Here is a 14005-nt window from a genome sequence, read left to right on the forward strand (position 1 = left end):
AGACGCGGAGCGGGGAGGAGCCGTGGCGCGCCCAGAGGTCAGCCGGACGGCAGGATCTCGACGCGCACGCCGGGCGCCAGGCCCCACTCCGCCATCGCGCCCGCCGCGCTCTCCAGGACATGACGGGCCCTGATCCGGGGAATCCCGAGGCGCCCGGGTCGCATGGTGCGGACGGTGAGCACGGTGAAGTGGCGGTCGAGATAGGCGACATCGATGGGGAAGCGCATGCGCCAGGTGTGAACGCCTGAGGCGGGGGTCAGGAGGAGGGCGCCCGTGAGGGAATCGCGACCGAGGAGGCCGCACGTCCGGGCCCGGTAGGAGGCGGCGATCTCCAGCGGTGTGATCATCCCGCTGGAAACGACGTGGAGTTGAGCGAAACCGTCCTGGTGGCGGGCCATGCGCCAAGGTTATCCACAGGCCCCGGCGAGAATCGGCGAACGTACGTAACCTCGGGGCATGGACGTTGTGTTGATCGCCGTCGCCGCTGTGTATGGCGCCCTCGCCGGGGTGTTGACACGGCGCGCGCGGTTCCGGCTGGCCGTGGAGCCGGAGGAGGGTTGGAGATCCACGGCCCCGTGCGGGCATGCCGTCGGCGGCTGGGTGGGTGCGGCCCGCTGCGGCGTGTGCGGAGAGAGATACGGGCCGGGCGCGCCGGCGCCGCCGTGGTGGCCGGCGGTCATGACGGCCGTGGTGTGCGGAGGGCTCGCGGCGGCGGTCGGGATACGGCCCGAGCTGGCCGTATGGCTGCTCGCGGTGCCCGTGGGGGTGGTGCTGGCGGGCGTCGACCGGCAGGTGCACCGCCTGCCGGACGTCCTGACCCTGCCCCTGGCGGCGGGGACGGCACTCCTGCTCGGAGCGGCCTCGCTGATACCGGGCGCGGCGGGCTCCTGGCCCCGCGCCCTCCTGGGCGGGCTGGCGCTGGGCGGCGGCTATCTCGCGCTGTTCCTGCTCCATCCGAGCGGCATGGGCTTCGGCGACGTGAAACTCGCCGCGGGCCTGGGCTGCGCCCTCGGCTGGTACGGCTGGTGGCCCCTGCTCCAGGGCGCCCTGGCAGGCCTGCTCCTCGCGTCCTGCTACGGCAACGCCCTACGCATCACCCACCGCGTACCCCGAGGCGCGTCCATACCCCTGGGCCCATTCCTGATCGCGGGCGCGTGGGCAGGGGTACTGGCAGGTGCCCTACGGGCCAAAGGCTGACCGGGGGACGAGGGGCGGGGGCGAAGGGGGAGGGGAGGGAGGGGGGCGGGCCCCCCGGGAGCGTCGTCGCGGAGTCGTGGCAGCACGCCCTGGCAGCGGTTCTCACCGTTAGTCGGCGCCGGGGGTGGCGCCCAGCGCTGTCAGGATGTCGGCGAGGGTGTGCTCGAAGAGGGGTTCGGGGTCGGTGAGGGCGAAGTCGAGGTGGCCGAAGGCTTCCACGGCGACTGCCCCGTACAGACGGGCCCAGCAGGCGACGAAGACGTAGATGGCGTCCAGGGGCACGGGTTCGCCGGAGAGGTGTTCGCGGACCTCCTCGAGCTGGGCCGCCCAGGCGGGGTCCAGGGCGGTGGGCGGTGGCTGGACGCCGCCGTTCCGCCACAGCTGGACCATCAGGTCGAGGACGACGCCGCCGAAGCGCCAGCCGGAGTCGTGGGCGACGGTGCCGGGCGTGGTGTCGGCGTCGGCGTCCGGCTTGGCGAACAGCAGGCCGAACTCGCGGGGATGGTCCAGCGCCCAGCGGCGCAGTTCGCGGCATACCTCGCGCAGTTGACGTCCGGGCTCGGCGGCCGGGTGGCGGTCGCGGGCCGTGGTCAGGGCGGTGGCCAGCTCGTCGTAGAGGGACGAGGCCAGGGCCTGGATCAGGTCGCGGTGGCCCGCGTAGTAGCGGTACAGGCCGGGCGCGGTCATGCCCATCTCGCGGGCGATGGCCCGCAGCGTGACGGCCCCCGGCCCTTCCTCGACCAGCAGTCGCCGCCCCGTGCGCAGGATCTCCGCCAGCGCCTCCTCGCGAACGCGGTGCTTGCGGCCGGTACGGGCTCCCGTGGTGCTGGACATGGGGCTCGGCCCGCCTTCCCTCGACGCTTCCCTTGACAAAGTTAACGCCTATCACTTTACCTTTCCCTCGAAAGTTAACACCGTTAGCAAATGCTCGCCGGGGGAGTCCCATGAAGTACGGCATCGTCCTCACCTACACCGTCACCGAGCGGTGGCTGGCGCTGTCGCGCGAGGAGCGCAACGCGATGCGCGAGGCGCATCTGGAGCCGGCCTTCGCCGCCTACGCCGACCGCGTCCGGGCCCGGTTCTTCGACGCCGAGGCGTTCAGCGGCCGGTTCTCGGACTTCGTCGTGCTGGAGACCGAGGACCTGGGCGCGTACTACTTCCTGATCGAGGCCCTGCGCGACACACCGGTCATCGCCGAGGGGTACCTCACCTTCGGCGAGATCTTCCTGGGCGTCGAGGACGGCTTCCAGGCGTACGAGCAGGCCCAGGGCGACGCCCGGTGAACGCGCGGACGGGACAGCGGACGGGACAGCGGACGGGGTACGAGCGTCGCCGGCCGGTGCGGCTGTTGCGCGTCACGGCCGTGCTCGTGCTGCTGGACACGCTCGCGCAGGCCGCCCTGGCCGGGCTCTTCGTCACCGGGGACCTCGACCTCCTCGCCTGGCACGCCGCCAACGCCGACGTGCTGAGCGCCTTGACCGTCGTGGAGACGGCGGCGGCGTTGCTGGTGTGGCGACGCCTGCGCGGCCCGGGGTGGCCCGTGGCGGTGAACACGGTGCTGGTGGCGTTGGTGAGCGTGCAGCGGGGGCTCGGCGAGGCCCGCGCGCTCGCGGGCCACATACCGCTCGGAATGGCCATCTTCGGCTGTGCGACGGCCTTGGCCTGCTGGGCGTTCACCCATCGCCCGCAGCCCGTCGTGCACGTCGGCCGACTGAGGGAAGCGGCCCAGTGAGACGACGCACGTTCCTGGGGCTGGCCGCAGGGGCCGGCGTCGCGGCGACCGTGGGCGCGGCGGGCTGGGCCCGCCTGGCCGGGGCGTCGACGGGCCGGGTCCTGGCCAGCGAGGGGCCGCTGCCCAAGCCGTTCGGCGTGCCGCTGCCGGTTCCGCCGGTCGCCCGGCCGGTACGCGGCGAGGGCGGAGCCGACGTCTACGAGGTCGAGCAGCGCGAGGGCCGCGTGGAGATCCTGCCGGGCCGGAAGACCACGGTATGGGGGTACGACGGGATCTTCCCCGGCCCGACCTTCGCCGCCCGCTCGGGGCGCAGGACCGTGCTCCAGGTGCGCAACAGCCTCGCCGTCCCGACCGTGACGCATCTCCACGGCGGCGTCACCCCGCCGGAGTCCGACGGCTACCCCACCGACCTGCTCCTGCCCGCCCGTTGCTCACCCGGCGGCGCGAGCCGAGCCCGCGACAGCATGGCCCACGACGGCATGGGGGACGACCACGCCGGCCGGATATCCATCGGCTACCGCACCTACGAGTACCCGCTGCCGCAGCGGGCGGCGACGCTCTGGTACCACGACCACCGCATGGACTTCAGTGCCCCGCAGGTCTGGCGCGGCCTGGCCGGCTTCTTCCTCATCGGCGACGAGGAAGAAGCGAGGCTTTCGCTGCCTGGCGGCGACCGCGACGTCCCGCTGATGCTGTGCGACCGCTCCTTCGAGGAGGACGGCTCCTTCCGCTATCCCTCCCATGAGCACGATCACCCCGCCCCCGGGCACGGCCACGACGCCTTTCCCGACGGGGTGCTCGGCGATGTCCAGCTCGTCAACGGCGCGCCCTGGCCCGTCCTGGAGGTGTCCGCCACCCGCTACCGCTTCCGTTTCCTCAACGCCTCCAACGCCCGCCGCTACCGGCTCCGTCTGGAAGCAAAAGAAGGCACGTCCGGCCGATTCGTTCAGATCGGCAGTGACGGTGGGCTGCTGGCCGCGCCCCAGTCACTCGCCACGGTCGACATGGCTCCGGGCGAACGCTGCGACGTCGTCGTCGACTTCGCCGACTTTCCTGTCGGCAGCCGGATCACCTTGCGCAACACCGCCGCCGAGGGTGGCATGCGCGACGTCATGCGGTTCCACGTCGTGCGTGGGGGACGGGACGACAGCCGCGTACCGGCTCGGCTCGCCGCCTCCTTCGAGAGGCTCTCGCCGAGCGCGGCGATGCCGGTGCGGGTCTTCGACTTCCGCCGGACGAACACCGGCGAGGACGGCGAGGACGGCGGGAGCCGGCAGCTGTGGACCATCAACGGCCGGCCGTTCGACGCCCGTACCGTGCTGGCGTCCCCGCGCCTGGGCAGCGTGGAGCGGTGGCGTTTCAGCAGCGATTTCCACCACCCCGTGCATGTCCACCTCGCCCAGTTCCAGGTCGTCGCCCGGGGCGGCAGGCCACCGGCCGCCGCGGACGCCGGCTGGAAGGACACCGTGGACGTCCGGCCGTACGAGGTGGTGGAGGTTCTCGCACGGTTCGCCGGCTACAAAGGCCGCTACATGCTGCATTGCCACAACCTCGAACACGAGGACATGGCCATGATGGCCAACTTCCAGGTCGTCTAGCGGGCCGTCCGGCAGGTCGCCAAACGCACACCGGAAGTATTGGACCGACTGATCCAAAAACTGTTACGGTCATCCCATGGCCCGACCGAGGAAGTTCGACGAGGAGCGGGCGGTCGACGCCGCGCTGGAGGCGTTCTGGACCGCCGGGTACGAGGCGACCTCGACCCAGGACCTCTGCGAGGCCACCGGTCTGGGCCGCAGCAGCATCTACAACACCTTCCACAGCAAGCGCGACCTCTTCCTCCGCACCCTCGCGCTGTATATGCGCCGCAAAAGCGATCAACTGGCCGCGCTGCTGGAGGAGGACGTCCCCGCCCGCGAGAAAGTCCGCGCCCTGCTGGACAACGTCCTCGCGGAGGAGGCCGGGGCGGACGGCGGCGGCCGGGGCTGTCTCTACGTCAACACCGCCGTCGAGCTGGCCTCGCGCGACCCCGAGGTGGCGCACGAGCTGGAACGTGACTACGTCCGCCGCCATGACGCGCTCGCCGCGGCCCTGAAGGCCGGGCAGCGGGCCGGCGAGATCGACCCGGCGAAGGACGCGAGCGCGCTCGCGCACTTCGTGACCGCGACCGTCGGCGGCATCCGCGTCGCGGCCCGCGCCGGGGCGGGCGAGGCGGCGCTGCGCGCCATCGCCCGTATCGCCCTCGACGCGATCTGACACCTGACCGCCTTCTTCATCCCCTCCCACGCGATCCCCACCCGCGCGCGCCCTCGCATGCCCGCATTTTGAACTGGCCGATACAAAACAGCCGGTACAAAACAACTGACCGATACGAAACAAGAATCAGGGAGCTGCCATGCCCCGATCCGTATACGTCCTGGCGCTGGGCATCTTCGCCATGGTGACCAGCGAATTCGTCGTGGCCGGACTGATGCCGCAAATGGCCGACGGGCTGGACGCGACCATCCCGCAGATCGGCTATCTGATCACCGCGTTCGCGGCCGCCATGTCCCTCGGCGGGCCCCTCCTGACCGTCGCCGTGCTGAGGCTGCGCCCCAAGCGGGCGCTGGCCGTGCTCTTCGTGGTCTTCCTGCTCGGCAACGCGCTGGCCGCCACGGCCTCCGGCTACGGGGTCATGGTGGCGGCGCGTGTGATCACAGGTGTCGCCTCGCAGGCGTTCTTCGGCACGGCCATCTCGCTCTGCGCCCGGCTGACCCGTCCCGAGGTGCGGGGCCGGGCGGTGGCCGTGCTGATGAACGGCCTGATGCTCGGCACCCTGCTGGGGCTGCCGATGTCCACGCTGATCGGGGAGCGGCTCGGCTGGCGCGCCGCCTTCTGGGTCATCACGGGCCTCGCCCTCCTCGCGGCGCTGTGCACGCTCGCCGGGGTGCCGGACGTGCCGCACGCCGAGGACGGCGGGAGTCTCCGTGAGGAGATGGGCGTCTTCCGGAATCGCGGGCTCTGGCGCGCCCTCGCCACCAGCACCTGCGTCATCGGTGCGACGTTCTGCGCGTTCTCCTATTTCAACCCGATCCTCACCGAGGTGACGGGATTCGGCGCCGGCACCGTCCCGCTGCTGCTTATCGGCTACGGGGCCGCGACCGTGATCGGCAACAACATCGTCGGGCGGCTCGCCGATCGTCACACCGTGACCGTTCTGCTCTTTGGTCTAGTCCTTAACCTGGTCTTTCTTACGGGATTCGCACTGCTGGCCCATCTCAAGGCGCCGACGGTGGTCTTCATGATGGGCATCGGCCTGGTCGGCGTGACCATGAATCCGGCGATGGTGACGCGTGTGCAGCGGGTCGGCAATGCCCGGCCGCTGGTCAACACCGTCCACTCGTCCTTCATCACCTTCGGGATCATCATCGGGTCGTCGGTCGGCGGACTGGCGATAGCCGATTTCGGTCTTCGCGCACCGCTGTGGCTCGGGGCCGGTATGGCCGTGATCGGCGCCCTCACCCTCGTTCCCGATCTCCCCTTCAGGGCGACGGGGGCCGGTCGGGAGCCCGCCGGTGGCTCATCCGAAGCCCATCGGGGGCCCGCCGGAGGTCCGTCCGAAGCCCGCCGAGAGGCCCGCGTGATGTCCTCGTGACATCGCCGTGATGTCAATGACGCCCGGAATGCGGAATCACGTCAAGCCGATGATGACTTTGCAAGACATTTTCGGAGGAGCGGTGGGCCGGATTCCGGATAGCGACCGGATGGCCGGTTCTGCGCCGTCAGCCCAGCAATGAAGGGTTCGAGGGGGCTCGAGCCGACTCCGTAAAACGCCCCACACAAGATCAACTTCATGGCCGCAAGTCAGCACGCCACGCATTGTCACCCCCGCCGATGCAGCAAGGAGGGCCTCGGACCGGTTATGGTGGAAACCCCCCCTCGGGCCGGTCCGTATCCCCCCCACGGACCGGCCCGTTTTCTTTCCCCCTCGTCACTCTCCGTGTCGAGATGTGCCACACCAATGCGATGATCATGGCCTGGCCAACCATCGCCGGGTATCCCGAAGGGGAAGCGGACCGGGATTCCGGCCGCTCCGAACTAGGAATCTCCCCGTCGAGCCCAGATGTTCACGCCCTCCGTGCTGACCGCCAGGGCATCGATTTCGGCCAGTTCCGCCTTCTCCAGCGGGGCGGCGCCCAGCGCGGCGATATTGGCCTCCAGCTGCGCCACGCCGGACGCGCCGATGAGCGCCGAGGTCATCCGCTCGTCCCGCAGCACCCAGTTCAGCGCCAGCTGGGCCAGGGACTGCCCCCGCCGCGCCGCGATGTCGTTCAGGCCGCTCAGCCGGCGCACCACGTCCTCCGTGAGCAGCGCCGGGTCGAGCGACTTGCCCTGGGAGGCGCGGGAGCCCTCCGGGACGCCGAGGAGGTACTTGTCCGTGAGCAGGCCCTGGGCGAGGGGTGCGAAGGCGATGCAGCCCATGCCCTCGTCCTCCAGGGTGTCCAGCAGCGCGTCGTCCTCCGTCCAGCGGTTGATCATCGAGTAGGACGGCTGGTGGATCAGCGCGGGCACGCCCATCTCGCGCAGCAGCCGGGCGGCCTCGCGGGTCTGCTGGGAGTTGTACGAGGAGATGCCCGCGTACAGCGCCTTGCCCTGCTGGACGGCCGACGCGAGGGCGCCCATCGTCTCCTCGAGCGGGGTGTGCGGGTCGAAACGGTGCGAATAGAAGATGTCGACGTAATCGACACCCATCCGGCGCAATGAGGCGTCGAGTGACGACAGCAGATACTTCCGCGAGCCCCATTCGCCGTACGGGCCGGGGTGCATCAGATAGCCGGCCTTGGTGGAGATGATGATTTCGTCCCGGTAGGGCCGGAAATCCTGGGCGAAGAGCTTCCCGAAGTTGAGCTCGGCCGAACCGGGCGGCGGCCCGTAGTTGTTGGCCAGATCGAAGTGGGTGACGCCCAGGTCGAAGGCCCGGCGCAGAATGGCCCGCTGCGAGTCGAGGGTGCGGTCGTCGCCGAAGTTGTGCCACAGTCCCAAGGAGATGGCGGGCAGCTTCAGCCCGCTGCGGCCCGTACGCCGGTACTCCATGGAGTCGTAGCGCGTTTCGGCCGCGCGGTGGAACGAGGGATCGGTCATGCGCATCTGACTATCACGGTCCTGTGACAGGCCGAGTTGGGTCCTCGCGACACGCTGGCAGTAGTGTGGCGCCCTCGGGGCGACCGCCGTGGCATGGAGGGGCAGGAAGAGTGAAGTTGCGCGACCTGGTGTACAGGCTTTACGCACGCCGGGTGGAGGGCCGCCTCGACCACGCCCAGGTGCCCAAGCACATCGGTGTCATCCTCGACGGCAATCGCCGCTGGGCGCGCGCGGACGGCCGGACCACCGTGCAGGGCCACCAGGCGGGCGCGGAGAAGATCTCTGAGCTGCTCGGCTGGTGCGCGGAGACCGATGTCGAGGTCGTCACGCTGTGGATGCTCTCCACGGACAACCTGGACCGCCCGGCCGAGGAGCTCGCCCCGCTGCTCGGCATCATCGAGAACACGGTGCGCGGCCTGGCGGCGGACGGCCGCTGGCGCGTCCACCACGTGGGCACCCTCGATCTCCTCCCGGCCCGGACCCAGTCGGTCCTGAAGGAGGCCGAGCAGGACACGATCGACCGCGAGGGCATACTGGTCAATGTCGCGGTCGGCTACGGCGGCCGGCAGGAGATCGCGGACGCGGTCCGCTCCCTGGTCCTGGAAGCCGCGGAGAACGGCGTCTCCCACGAGGAGCTGGCCGAGACCGTCGACATCGACGCCATCACCAAGCACCTCTACACGCGCGGCCAGCCCGACCCGGACCTCATCATCCGCACCAGCGGCGAGCAGCGGCTGTCCGGCTTCATGCTCTGGCAGAGCGCCCACTCCGAGTACTACTTCTGCGAAGTCTTCTGGCCGGCCTTCCGCAAGGTCGACTTCCTCCGCGCGCTCCGGGATTACGCGGCACGTCATCGCCGCTACGGCGGCTGACGGGGTGCGCCCGGGGGGCTTCCGGCCGGGGGTGCGGGGGTTGCCCCCGCATGATGGGGCCGCCGCACGCCACCGCCGCTACGGCGGCTGATCCGAGGGGCCCGCGTACGGGCCCGGCCTACGCCCCCGCATACGGGTGCTGACGGAACGCCCGCTCCCGCGCCGGACGAACTGACGTACGGGTAACGACGGATCAATCGTTCACCTGCGCGACGCATATGCCGTTGCATGCTCACGCGGTACAGCGGGAATATCCCCAGCAGGCCGACGGTCGGAACTGGGACCGTCGCTCTGCCAGCGGGCGGCACGGGGCCGCCCGCCCGGGAGGCCCTTTGCACCAGGACGACGACCGTGCGGACCGAGCGGGCCGGAGCGCCCGCACGGCAAGGACGGTGGGCCGGATGACGACCGGCGACCCTGGCGGGCCAGGCCCCGGCCCATCTCCCGCGCCACCGTTTCTCACAACGGCGGTGCGCCCTTACCTGAAGCACGAGGGGGTTCGTCCACCCGTGGTGAACAGCAAGAAGCGCCGTGATGGCGACCGGCGCACCTATGTCCTCGACACCAGCGTCCTGCTGGCCGACCCAGGAGCCGTGTCCCGCTTCGAGGAGCACGAGGTCGTGCTGCCCGTCGTGGTGGTCACGGAGTTGGAGGCCAAGAGGCACCACCCCGAGCTCGGCTACTTCGCCCGCAAGGCGCTGCGCCTGCTCGACGAGTACCGCGTGCGGTACGGCCGGCTCGACTCGCCGATCCCGACCGGCGAGCTCGGCGGCACGATCAGGGTGGAGCTCAACCACTCGGATCCGGGCATACTGCCCGCCGGCTTCCGTCTCGGTGACAACGACTCGCGCATCCTCGCGGTCGCCCGCAACCTCCAGGCCGAGGGGTACGACGTCACCGTCGTCTCCAAGGACCTGCCGCTGCGCATCAAGGCGTCCGCGGTCGGGCTGCTGGCCGAGGAGTACCGTGCCGAGCTCGCCATCACCGATTCCGGCTGGACGGGGATGGCGGAGCTCACCGTCACCGCCGAGCAGGTGGACGAACTCTTCACCGCCGAGCGCGTGTACGTCCCCGAGGCCGCCGAACTGCCCGTGCACACCGGGCTGGTGCTCCAGTCCGCGCGCGGCAAGGCGCTCGGCAGGGTCACGGCGGACGGCGAGGTGCGGCTGGTGCGCGGCGACCGGGAGGCGTTCGGCATCCACGGCCGCAGCGCCGAGCAGCGGGTGGCCCTGGACATGCTGCTGGACCCGGACATCGGGATCGTCTCCATGGGCGGCCGCGCGGGCACGGGCAAGTCGGCCCTGGCGCTGTGCGCGGGCCTGGAGGCGGTGCTGGAGCGCCGCCAGCACCGCAAGGTGATGGTGTTCCGGCCGCTGTACGCGGTGGGCGGGCAGGAGTTGGGGTACCTGCCCGGCAGTGAGGCCGAGAAGATGAGCCCCTGGGCCCAGGCGGTCTTCGACACCCTCTCGGCCGTGACGACCTCCGAGGTGATCGAGGAGGTGGTGGGGCGGGGCATGCTGGAGGTCCTCCCGCTCACCCACATCCGCGGCCGCTCGCTGCACGACGCCTTCGTCATCGTCGACGAGGCCCAGTCGCTGGAGCGGAACGTGCTGCTCACGGTCCTGTCGCGGATCGGGGCCAACTCCCGGGTGGTGCTCACCCATGACGTGGCCCAGCGCGACAACCTCCGCGTCGGGCGCTACGACGGGGTGGTCGCCGTGGTCGAGAAGCTCAAGGGGCATCCCCTCTTCTCGCACGTGACCCTGACGCGGTCGGAGCGTTCGCCCATCGCGGCGCTGGTGACCGAATTGCTGGAGGACGGTCGCATCTGACCGGCTCCGTCCCGGCGGGCGCGCGGCGAAGCCGAGGAGCTTAGCCGCGCGCCGTCGTGTGCCGCCGCTGTTTCCGTAAAGCCGCAGGGATAAACGGGGTGTGAGCTTTCCCACGTGACCAAGAATTGCCTCGGAGTGTGGCGTTCAGGCAGAGTCTGCTTCCTGTCAGGCCCCGCATACGGCACTTGAGCCCCTCCGGGGGCGATGCGGAACGGACAACTGAACAGCGTCGCCGTATGCCGCCCGAGCATTCGCGGACCTCCGCAAGGAGGGCCCACCGGGTCAGTGCCTCCAGTGACCGGCCGGTCCCCATCGGGACCGGTGCTGACGGAGGCCCGCGCCAGGGGCACGTCGCGTCCGCGAGGTCACCTATGCGGGCGATGCTGGAAGGAAAACGTGTGAGCCGGATTTCTGTCCGGGGATTCGCCGTGGCATCCGCCACCGCGGTCACCACCGTGGGCGCCGTCGTCGGTGTCGCAGCGGGCAACGATCAGGGCACGACGGATCACGTCGAGGCCACCGCAGCGGACACGACGCTTCTCGCCGCCATCCCCTCGGGACAGAACGTCCAGGCGCAGACCGCTTCCCTCACGCAGCAGGCGGAGACGCAGGCCCAGGCCGCCGACGACGCCGCGAAGAAGGACGTCGAGGAGGCCGCGCGCAAGCAGGCCGCCGAGGACGCCACGGCGAAGAAGGAAGCGGCCGAGGCCAAGGAGAAGGAAGAGGCCGAGAAGAAGGCCAAGGAGCGCGAGGAGAAGGAGCAGGTCTCCAGCCGCTCCGCCACCCGCGATGCCTCGTCCTTCGCGACCAAGAGCTCCTACTCCGTCGCCGAGGTCCAGGCGATGGCCCGGCAGATGATCCCGGGCGATCAGTTCCAGTGCTTCAGCAACATCGTGAACAACGAGAGCACCTGGGACTACACCGCCACCAACGCCTCCTCGGGTGCCTACGGTCTCGTCCAGGCGCTGCCCGGCACCAAGATGGAGTCCGCGGGCGCCGACTGGCGCACCAACCCGGCCACCCAGATCAAGTGGGGCCTCAGCTACATGAACGAGCGCTACGGCAGCCCTTGTGGCGCCTGGTCGTTCTGGCAGGCCAACCAGTGGTACTAGGCCCCGCCAGCACCTCTTGACCAGCGGAAGCCCCCGACCTGCGAAGGTCGGGGGCTTCGTTGTCCCACCGGCCAGGTAACGTCGACGGGTATGGCCACGGGGGAGTGGGGGTAGAGGAAGAAAAATGTCCAGATTGCCACAATGGCTGGGCGGGCTGGGCTCCGGTCTGGTACGGCTCGGCGAACGGCTCGAGGCCCGCAAGGCGACCGCCGAGGCGCGGCCCCCGGCCGGCCCGACGTCCGTGACCGGCCCGACGCCCGGGGCGGCACCCACGTCCGTCGCCACGCCCACACCCGTACCCACGCCCGTCTCCACGTCCGCCGCCGCGCCGCCCTCCGGGACCGGCCCGGTGCCGGCGGCCGGGCCCGTGCCGGCTGCCGAGCCCGTCGCGACCCTGCCCGCTCCGGCGGCCCAGGCCGCGCCCGCAGCGCGTCCCGATCCCGTCGCCGCCGTCCCCTGGGGCGTCCGGGTCGCGGCCGAGGTCGGCTGGCGGCTGCTGGTGCTCGCGGGCACCCTGTGGGTGCTGATGCGGGTGATCAGCGCGGTGCGGCTGGTGGTGCTGGCCTTCGTCGCCGGACTGCTGATCACCGCCCTGCTCCAGCCCACCGTGGCCCTGCTCAAGCGGCGCGGTGTGCCGCGCGGGCTCGCGACGGCCCTGACGTTCCTGTCCGGCTTCGTGGTCATGGGCCTGGTCGGCTGGTTCGTGGTCTGGCAGGTGACGGAGAACCTCGACGACCTGTCCAAGCAGGTCCAGCACGGCATCACCGAGCTCAAGCGCTGGCTGCTCAACAGCCCGTTCCATGTCACCCAGGGCCAGATCAACAACATCGCCGACAAGCTCAGCGAGGCCATCGGCACCAGCACCAAGGACATCACCTCGGCCGGCATAGAGGGCGTGCAGGTGATCATCGAGGTGCTCACGGGCATCCTGCTCGCGATGTTCAGCACGCTCTTCCTGCTCTACGACGGCCCCCGCATCTGGCAGTGGCTCCTCAAGCTGGTGCCCGAGGCCGCCCGCGAGGGCGTCGCGGGCGCGGGCCCGCGCGCCTGGGCGACGCTGACGGCCTATGTGCGCGGCACGGTGATAGTGGCCCTGATCGACGCGATCTTCATCGGCATAGGGCTCTACTTCCTCAAGGTGCCCATGTATGTGCCGCTGGCCGTCTTCATCTTCCTGTTCGCCTTCATCCCGTTGGTCGGCGCCGTCGTCTCCGGCGCCCTGGCGGTCGTCGTGGCGCTCGTCACCCGGGACGTCTTCACGGCGGCGATGGTGCTCGTCGTGGTGCTCGCGGTGCAGCAGATCGAGGGCCATGTGCTCCAGCCCTTCATCCTCGGCCGCGCCGTGCGCGTTCACCCGCTGGCCGTGGTCCTCGCCGTCGCCGCGGGCTCGATGACGGCGGGCATCGGTGGCGCGGTCGTCGCGGTGCCGCTGGTGGCGGTGACGAATACGGTCGTCGGGTATCTACGGGCGTACGCGAAGGAGGAGACCCCACCGAAGGTCTCCTCCTGACGCGCGCCGATCTGACATGAGGCGGCGCAGTGCGTACGGAACGGGCCCCCGACCGATCGGTCGGGGGCCCGTTCCGTATGGATCGAAGGCTCAGCCGTTCAGCACGGCCTCGGCGTCCAGCGTGGCGCCGACGGCCTGGAGGACCGAGGCGATCTTGAACGCTTCCTGGATCACCTCACGGCTCACACCGGCCTTGCGCAGCACCTGCTCGTGGGAGTCGAGGCACATGCCGCAGCCGTTGATGGCGGAGACGGCCAGGGACCACAGCTCGAAGTCGACCTTCTCCACGCCCGGGTTGCCGATGACGTTCATCCGCAGGCCCGCGCGCAGGTTGCCGTACTCCGGGTCCGACAGCAGGTGCCGGGTGCGGTAGTAGACGTTGTTCATCGCCATGATCGCGGCAGCGGCCTTGGCGGCGGTGTACGCCTCCGGGGAGAGGTTCTCCTTGGCCTGGGGCTCCAGCTCGCGCAGGACGATCGGCGAACGGGTCGCGATCGCGCAGGAGAGGACGGTGCCCCACAGCTGCTGCTGCGGCAGGTCGGAGTTGCCGATGACCGAGCCGAGGTTCAGCTTCAGGTCCTTGGCGTAGTCCGGTATGGCGGACTTCAGCTCATCGAGGGCCATGGGAG

At 70.4% G+C, this 14005-nt stretch carries 14 protein-coding genes; 10 read left to right on the forward strand and 4 right to left on the reverse strand.

The genetic code is table 11. The features are described from left to right. Positions 1-38: 38 nt before the first annotated feature. Positions 39-398 carry a DUF192 domain-containing protein gene (locus EKH77_RS20460; RefSeq protein ID WP_126915785.1) on the reverse strand — a complete coding sequence of 120 codons (360 nt, stop codon included), beginning with the start codon at positions 396-398 and terminating at the stop codon, positions 39-41. Between the two features lie 58 nt (positions 399-456). Between EKH77_RS20460 and EKH77_RS20465 the strand changes: the two genes are divergently transcribed. Beyond that, positions 457-1197 carry a prepilin peptidase gene (locus EKH77_RS20465; RefSeq protein WP_126915786.1) on the forward strand — a complete coding sequence of 247 codons (741 nt, stop codon included), beginning with the start codon at positions 457-459 and terminating at the stop codon, positions 1195-1197. 108 nt (positions 1198-1305) lie between these two features. Here EKH77_RS20465 and EKH77_RS20470 read toward each other — a convergent pair whose 3' ends face one another. Continuing rightward, positions 1306-2031 (reverse strand): TetR/AcrR family transcriptional regulator, encoded by a 726-nt coding sequence (locus EKH77_RS20470; protein WP_126915787.1) that lies wholly within the window; start codon positions 2029-2031, stop codon positions 1306-1308. A gap of 110 nt (positions 2032-2141) precedes the next feature. Here EKH77_RS20470 and EKH77_RS20475 point away from each other — a divergent pair, with 110 nt between their 5' ends. The 5 genes from EKH77_RS20475 (at position 2142) to EKH77_RS20495 (ending at position 6563) form a co-directional block, all read left to right on the forward strand. Further along, positions 2142-2480, forward strand: a complete 339-nt coding sequence (locus tag EKH77_RS20475) for a darcynin family protein (RefSeq protein WP_126915788.1) — start codon at positions 2142-2144, stop codon at positions 2478-2480. Then, entirely contained in the window at positions 2477-2929 is a 453-nt protein-coding gene (locus tag EKH77_RS20480; RefSeq protein WP_126915789.1) for a hypothetical protein, read from the forward strand. Before EKH77_RS20475 ends, EKH77_RS20480 begins: the two co-directional genes overlap by 4 nt. Continuing rightward, complete coding sequence (locus EKH77_RS20485) at positions 2926-4527, forward strand: multicopper oxidase family protein (protein ID WP_240667451.1); 1602 nt, start codon at positions 2926-2928, stop codon at positions 4525-4527. Before EKH77_RS20480 ends, EKH77_RS20485 begins: the two co-directional genes overlap by 4 nt. A gap of 76 nt (positions 4528-4603) precedes the next feature. Beyond that, on the forward strand, positions 4604-5185 hold the full coding sequence (locus tag EKH77_RS20490; protein ID WP_126915790.1) for a TetR/AcrR family transcriptional regulator: 582 nt from the start codon (positions 4604-4606) through the stop codon (positions 5183-5185). Positions 5186-5324: 139 nt separating this feature from the next. Further along, positions 5325-6563 (forward strand): MFS transporter, encoded by a 1239-nt coding sequence (locus tag EKH77_RS20495; protein WP_126915791.1) that lies wholly within the window; start codon positions 5325-5327, stop codon positions 6561-6563. A 443-nt stretch (positions 6564-7006) separates the two neighbouring features. Here the strand turns inward: EKH77_RS20495 and mgrA are convergent, their stop codons facing one another. Next, complete coding sequence (mgrA, locus tag EKH77_RS20500) at positions 7007-8050, reverse strand: L-glyceraldehyde 3-phosphate reductase (RefSeq protein WP_206279891.1); 1044 nt, start codon at positions 8048-8050, stop codon at positions 7007-7009. A 110-nt stretch (positions 8051-8160) separates the two neighbouring features. Here mgrA and EKH77_RS20505 point away from each other — a divergent pair, with 110 nt between their 5' ends. The 4 genes from EKH77_RS20505 (at position 8161) to EKH77_RS20520 (ending at position 13376) form a co-directional block, all read left to right on the forward strand. Further along, entirely contained in the window at positions 8161-8922 is a 762-nt protein-coding gene (locus EKH77_RS20505; protein WP_126915793.1) for an isoprenyl transferase, read from the forward strand. Positions 8923-9431: 509 nt separating this feature from the next. After that, a complete protein-coding gene (locus tag EKH77_RS20510; RefSeq protein WP_126915794.1) occupies positions 9432-10754 on the forward strand; it encodes a PhoH family protein in 1323 nt (440 codons plus the stop codon). Between the two features lie 380 nt (positions 10755-11134). Beyond that, positions 11135-11866: a transglycosylase SLT domain-containing protein gene (locus EKH77_RS20515; RefSeq protein WP_206279892.1), complete on the forward strand. Its 732-nt coding sequence runs from the start codon at positions 11135-11137 to the stop codon at positions 11864-11866. A gap of 124 nt (positions 11867-11990) precedes the next feature. Beyond that, a complete protein-coding gene (locus tag EKH77_RS20520; protein WP_126915796.1) occupies positions 11991-13376 on the forward strand; it encodes an AI-2E family transporter in 1386 nt (461 codons plus the stop codon). A gap of 90 nt (positions 13377-13466) precedes the next feature. On the opposite strand, the gene EKH77_RS20525 is transcribed toward EKH77_RS20520, so the two are convergent. Next, complete coding sequence (locus tag EKH77_RS20525) at positions 13467-14000, reverse strand: alkyl hydroperoxide reductase (protein WP_126915797.1); 534 nt, start codon at positions 13998-14000, stop codon at positions 13467-13469. Between the last annotated feature and the right edge of the window lie 5 nt (positions 14001-14005).

The organism is Streptomyces luteoverticillatus (assembly GCF_003970715.1).
Taxonomy (GTDB): Bacteria; Actinomycetota; Actinomycetes; order Streptomycetales; family Streptomycetaceae; genus Streptomyces; species Streptomyces abikoensis.

Excerpts from the sequence above, each read along its gene's own strand:
- EKH77_RS20465 (WP_126915786.1), top strand. The coding sequence starts at position 457 with ATGGACGTTGTGTTGATCGCCGTCGCCGCTGTGTATGGCGCCCTCGCC.
- EKH77_RS20495 (WP_126915791.1), top strand. The coding sequence starts at position 5,325 with ATGCCCCGATCCGTATACGTCCTGGCGCTGGGCATCTTCGCCATGGTG.
- EKH77_RS20520 (WP_126915796.1), top strand. The coding sequence starts at position 11,991 with ATGTCCAGATTGCCACAATGGCTGGGCGGGCTGGGCTCCGGTCTGGTA.
- EKH77_RS20460 (WP_126915785.1), bottom strand. The coding sequence starts at position 398 with ATGGCCCGCCACCAGGACGGTTTCGCTCAACTCCACGTCGTTTCCAGC.
- EKH77_RS20470 (WP_126915787.1), bottom strand. The coding sequence starts at position 2,031 with ATGTCCAGCACCACGGGAGCCCGTACCGGCCGCAAGCACCGCGTTCGC.
- EKH77_RS20515 (WP_206279892.1), top strand. The coding sequence starts at position 11,135 with ATGCTGGAAGGAAAACGTGTGAGCCGGATTTCTGTCCGGGGATTCGCC.
- EKH77_RS20475 (WP_126915788.1), top strand. The coding sequence starts at position 2,142 with ATGAAGTACGGCATCGTCCTCACCTACACCGTCACCGAGCGGTGGCTG.
- mgrA (WP_206279891.1), bottom strand. The coding sequence starts at position 8,050 with ATGACCGATCCCTCGTTCCACCGCGCGGCCGAAACGCGCTACGACTCC.
- EKH77_RS20525 (WP_126915797.1), bottom strand. The coding sequence starts at position 14,000 with ATGGCCCTCGATGAGCTGAAGTCCGCCATACCGGACTACGCCAAGGAC.
- EKH77_RS20490 (WP_126915790.1), top strand. The coding sequence starts at position 4,604 with ATGGCCCGACCGAGGAAGTTCGACGAGGAGCGGGCGGTCGACGCCGCG.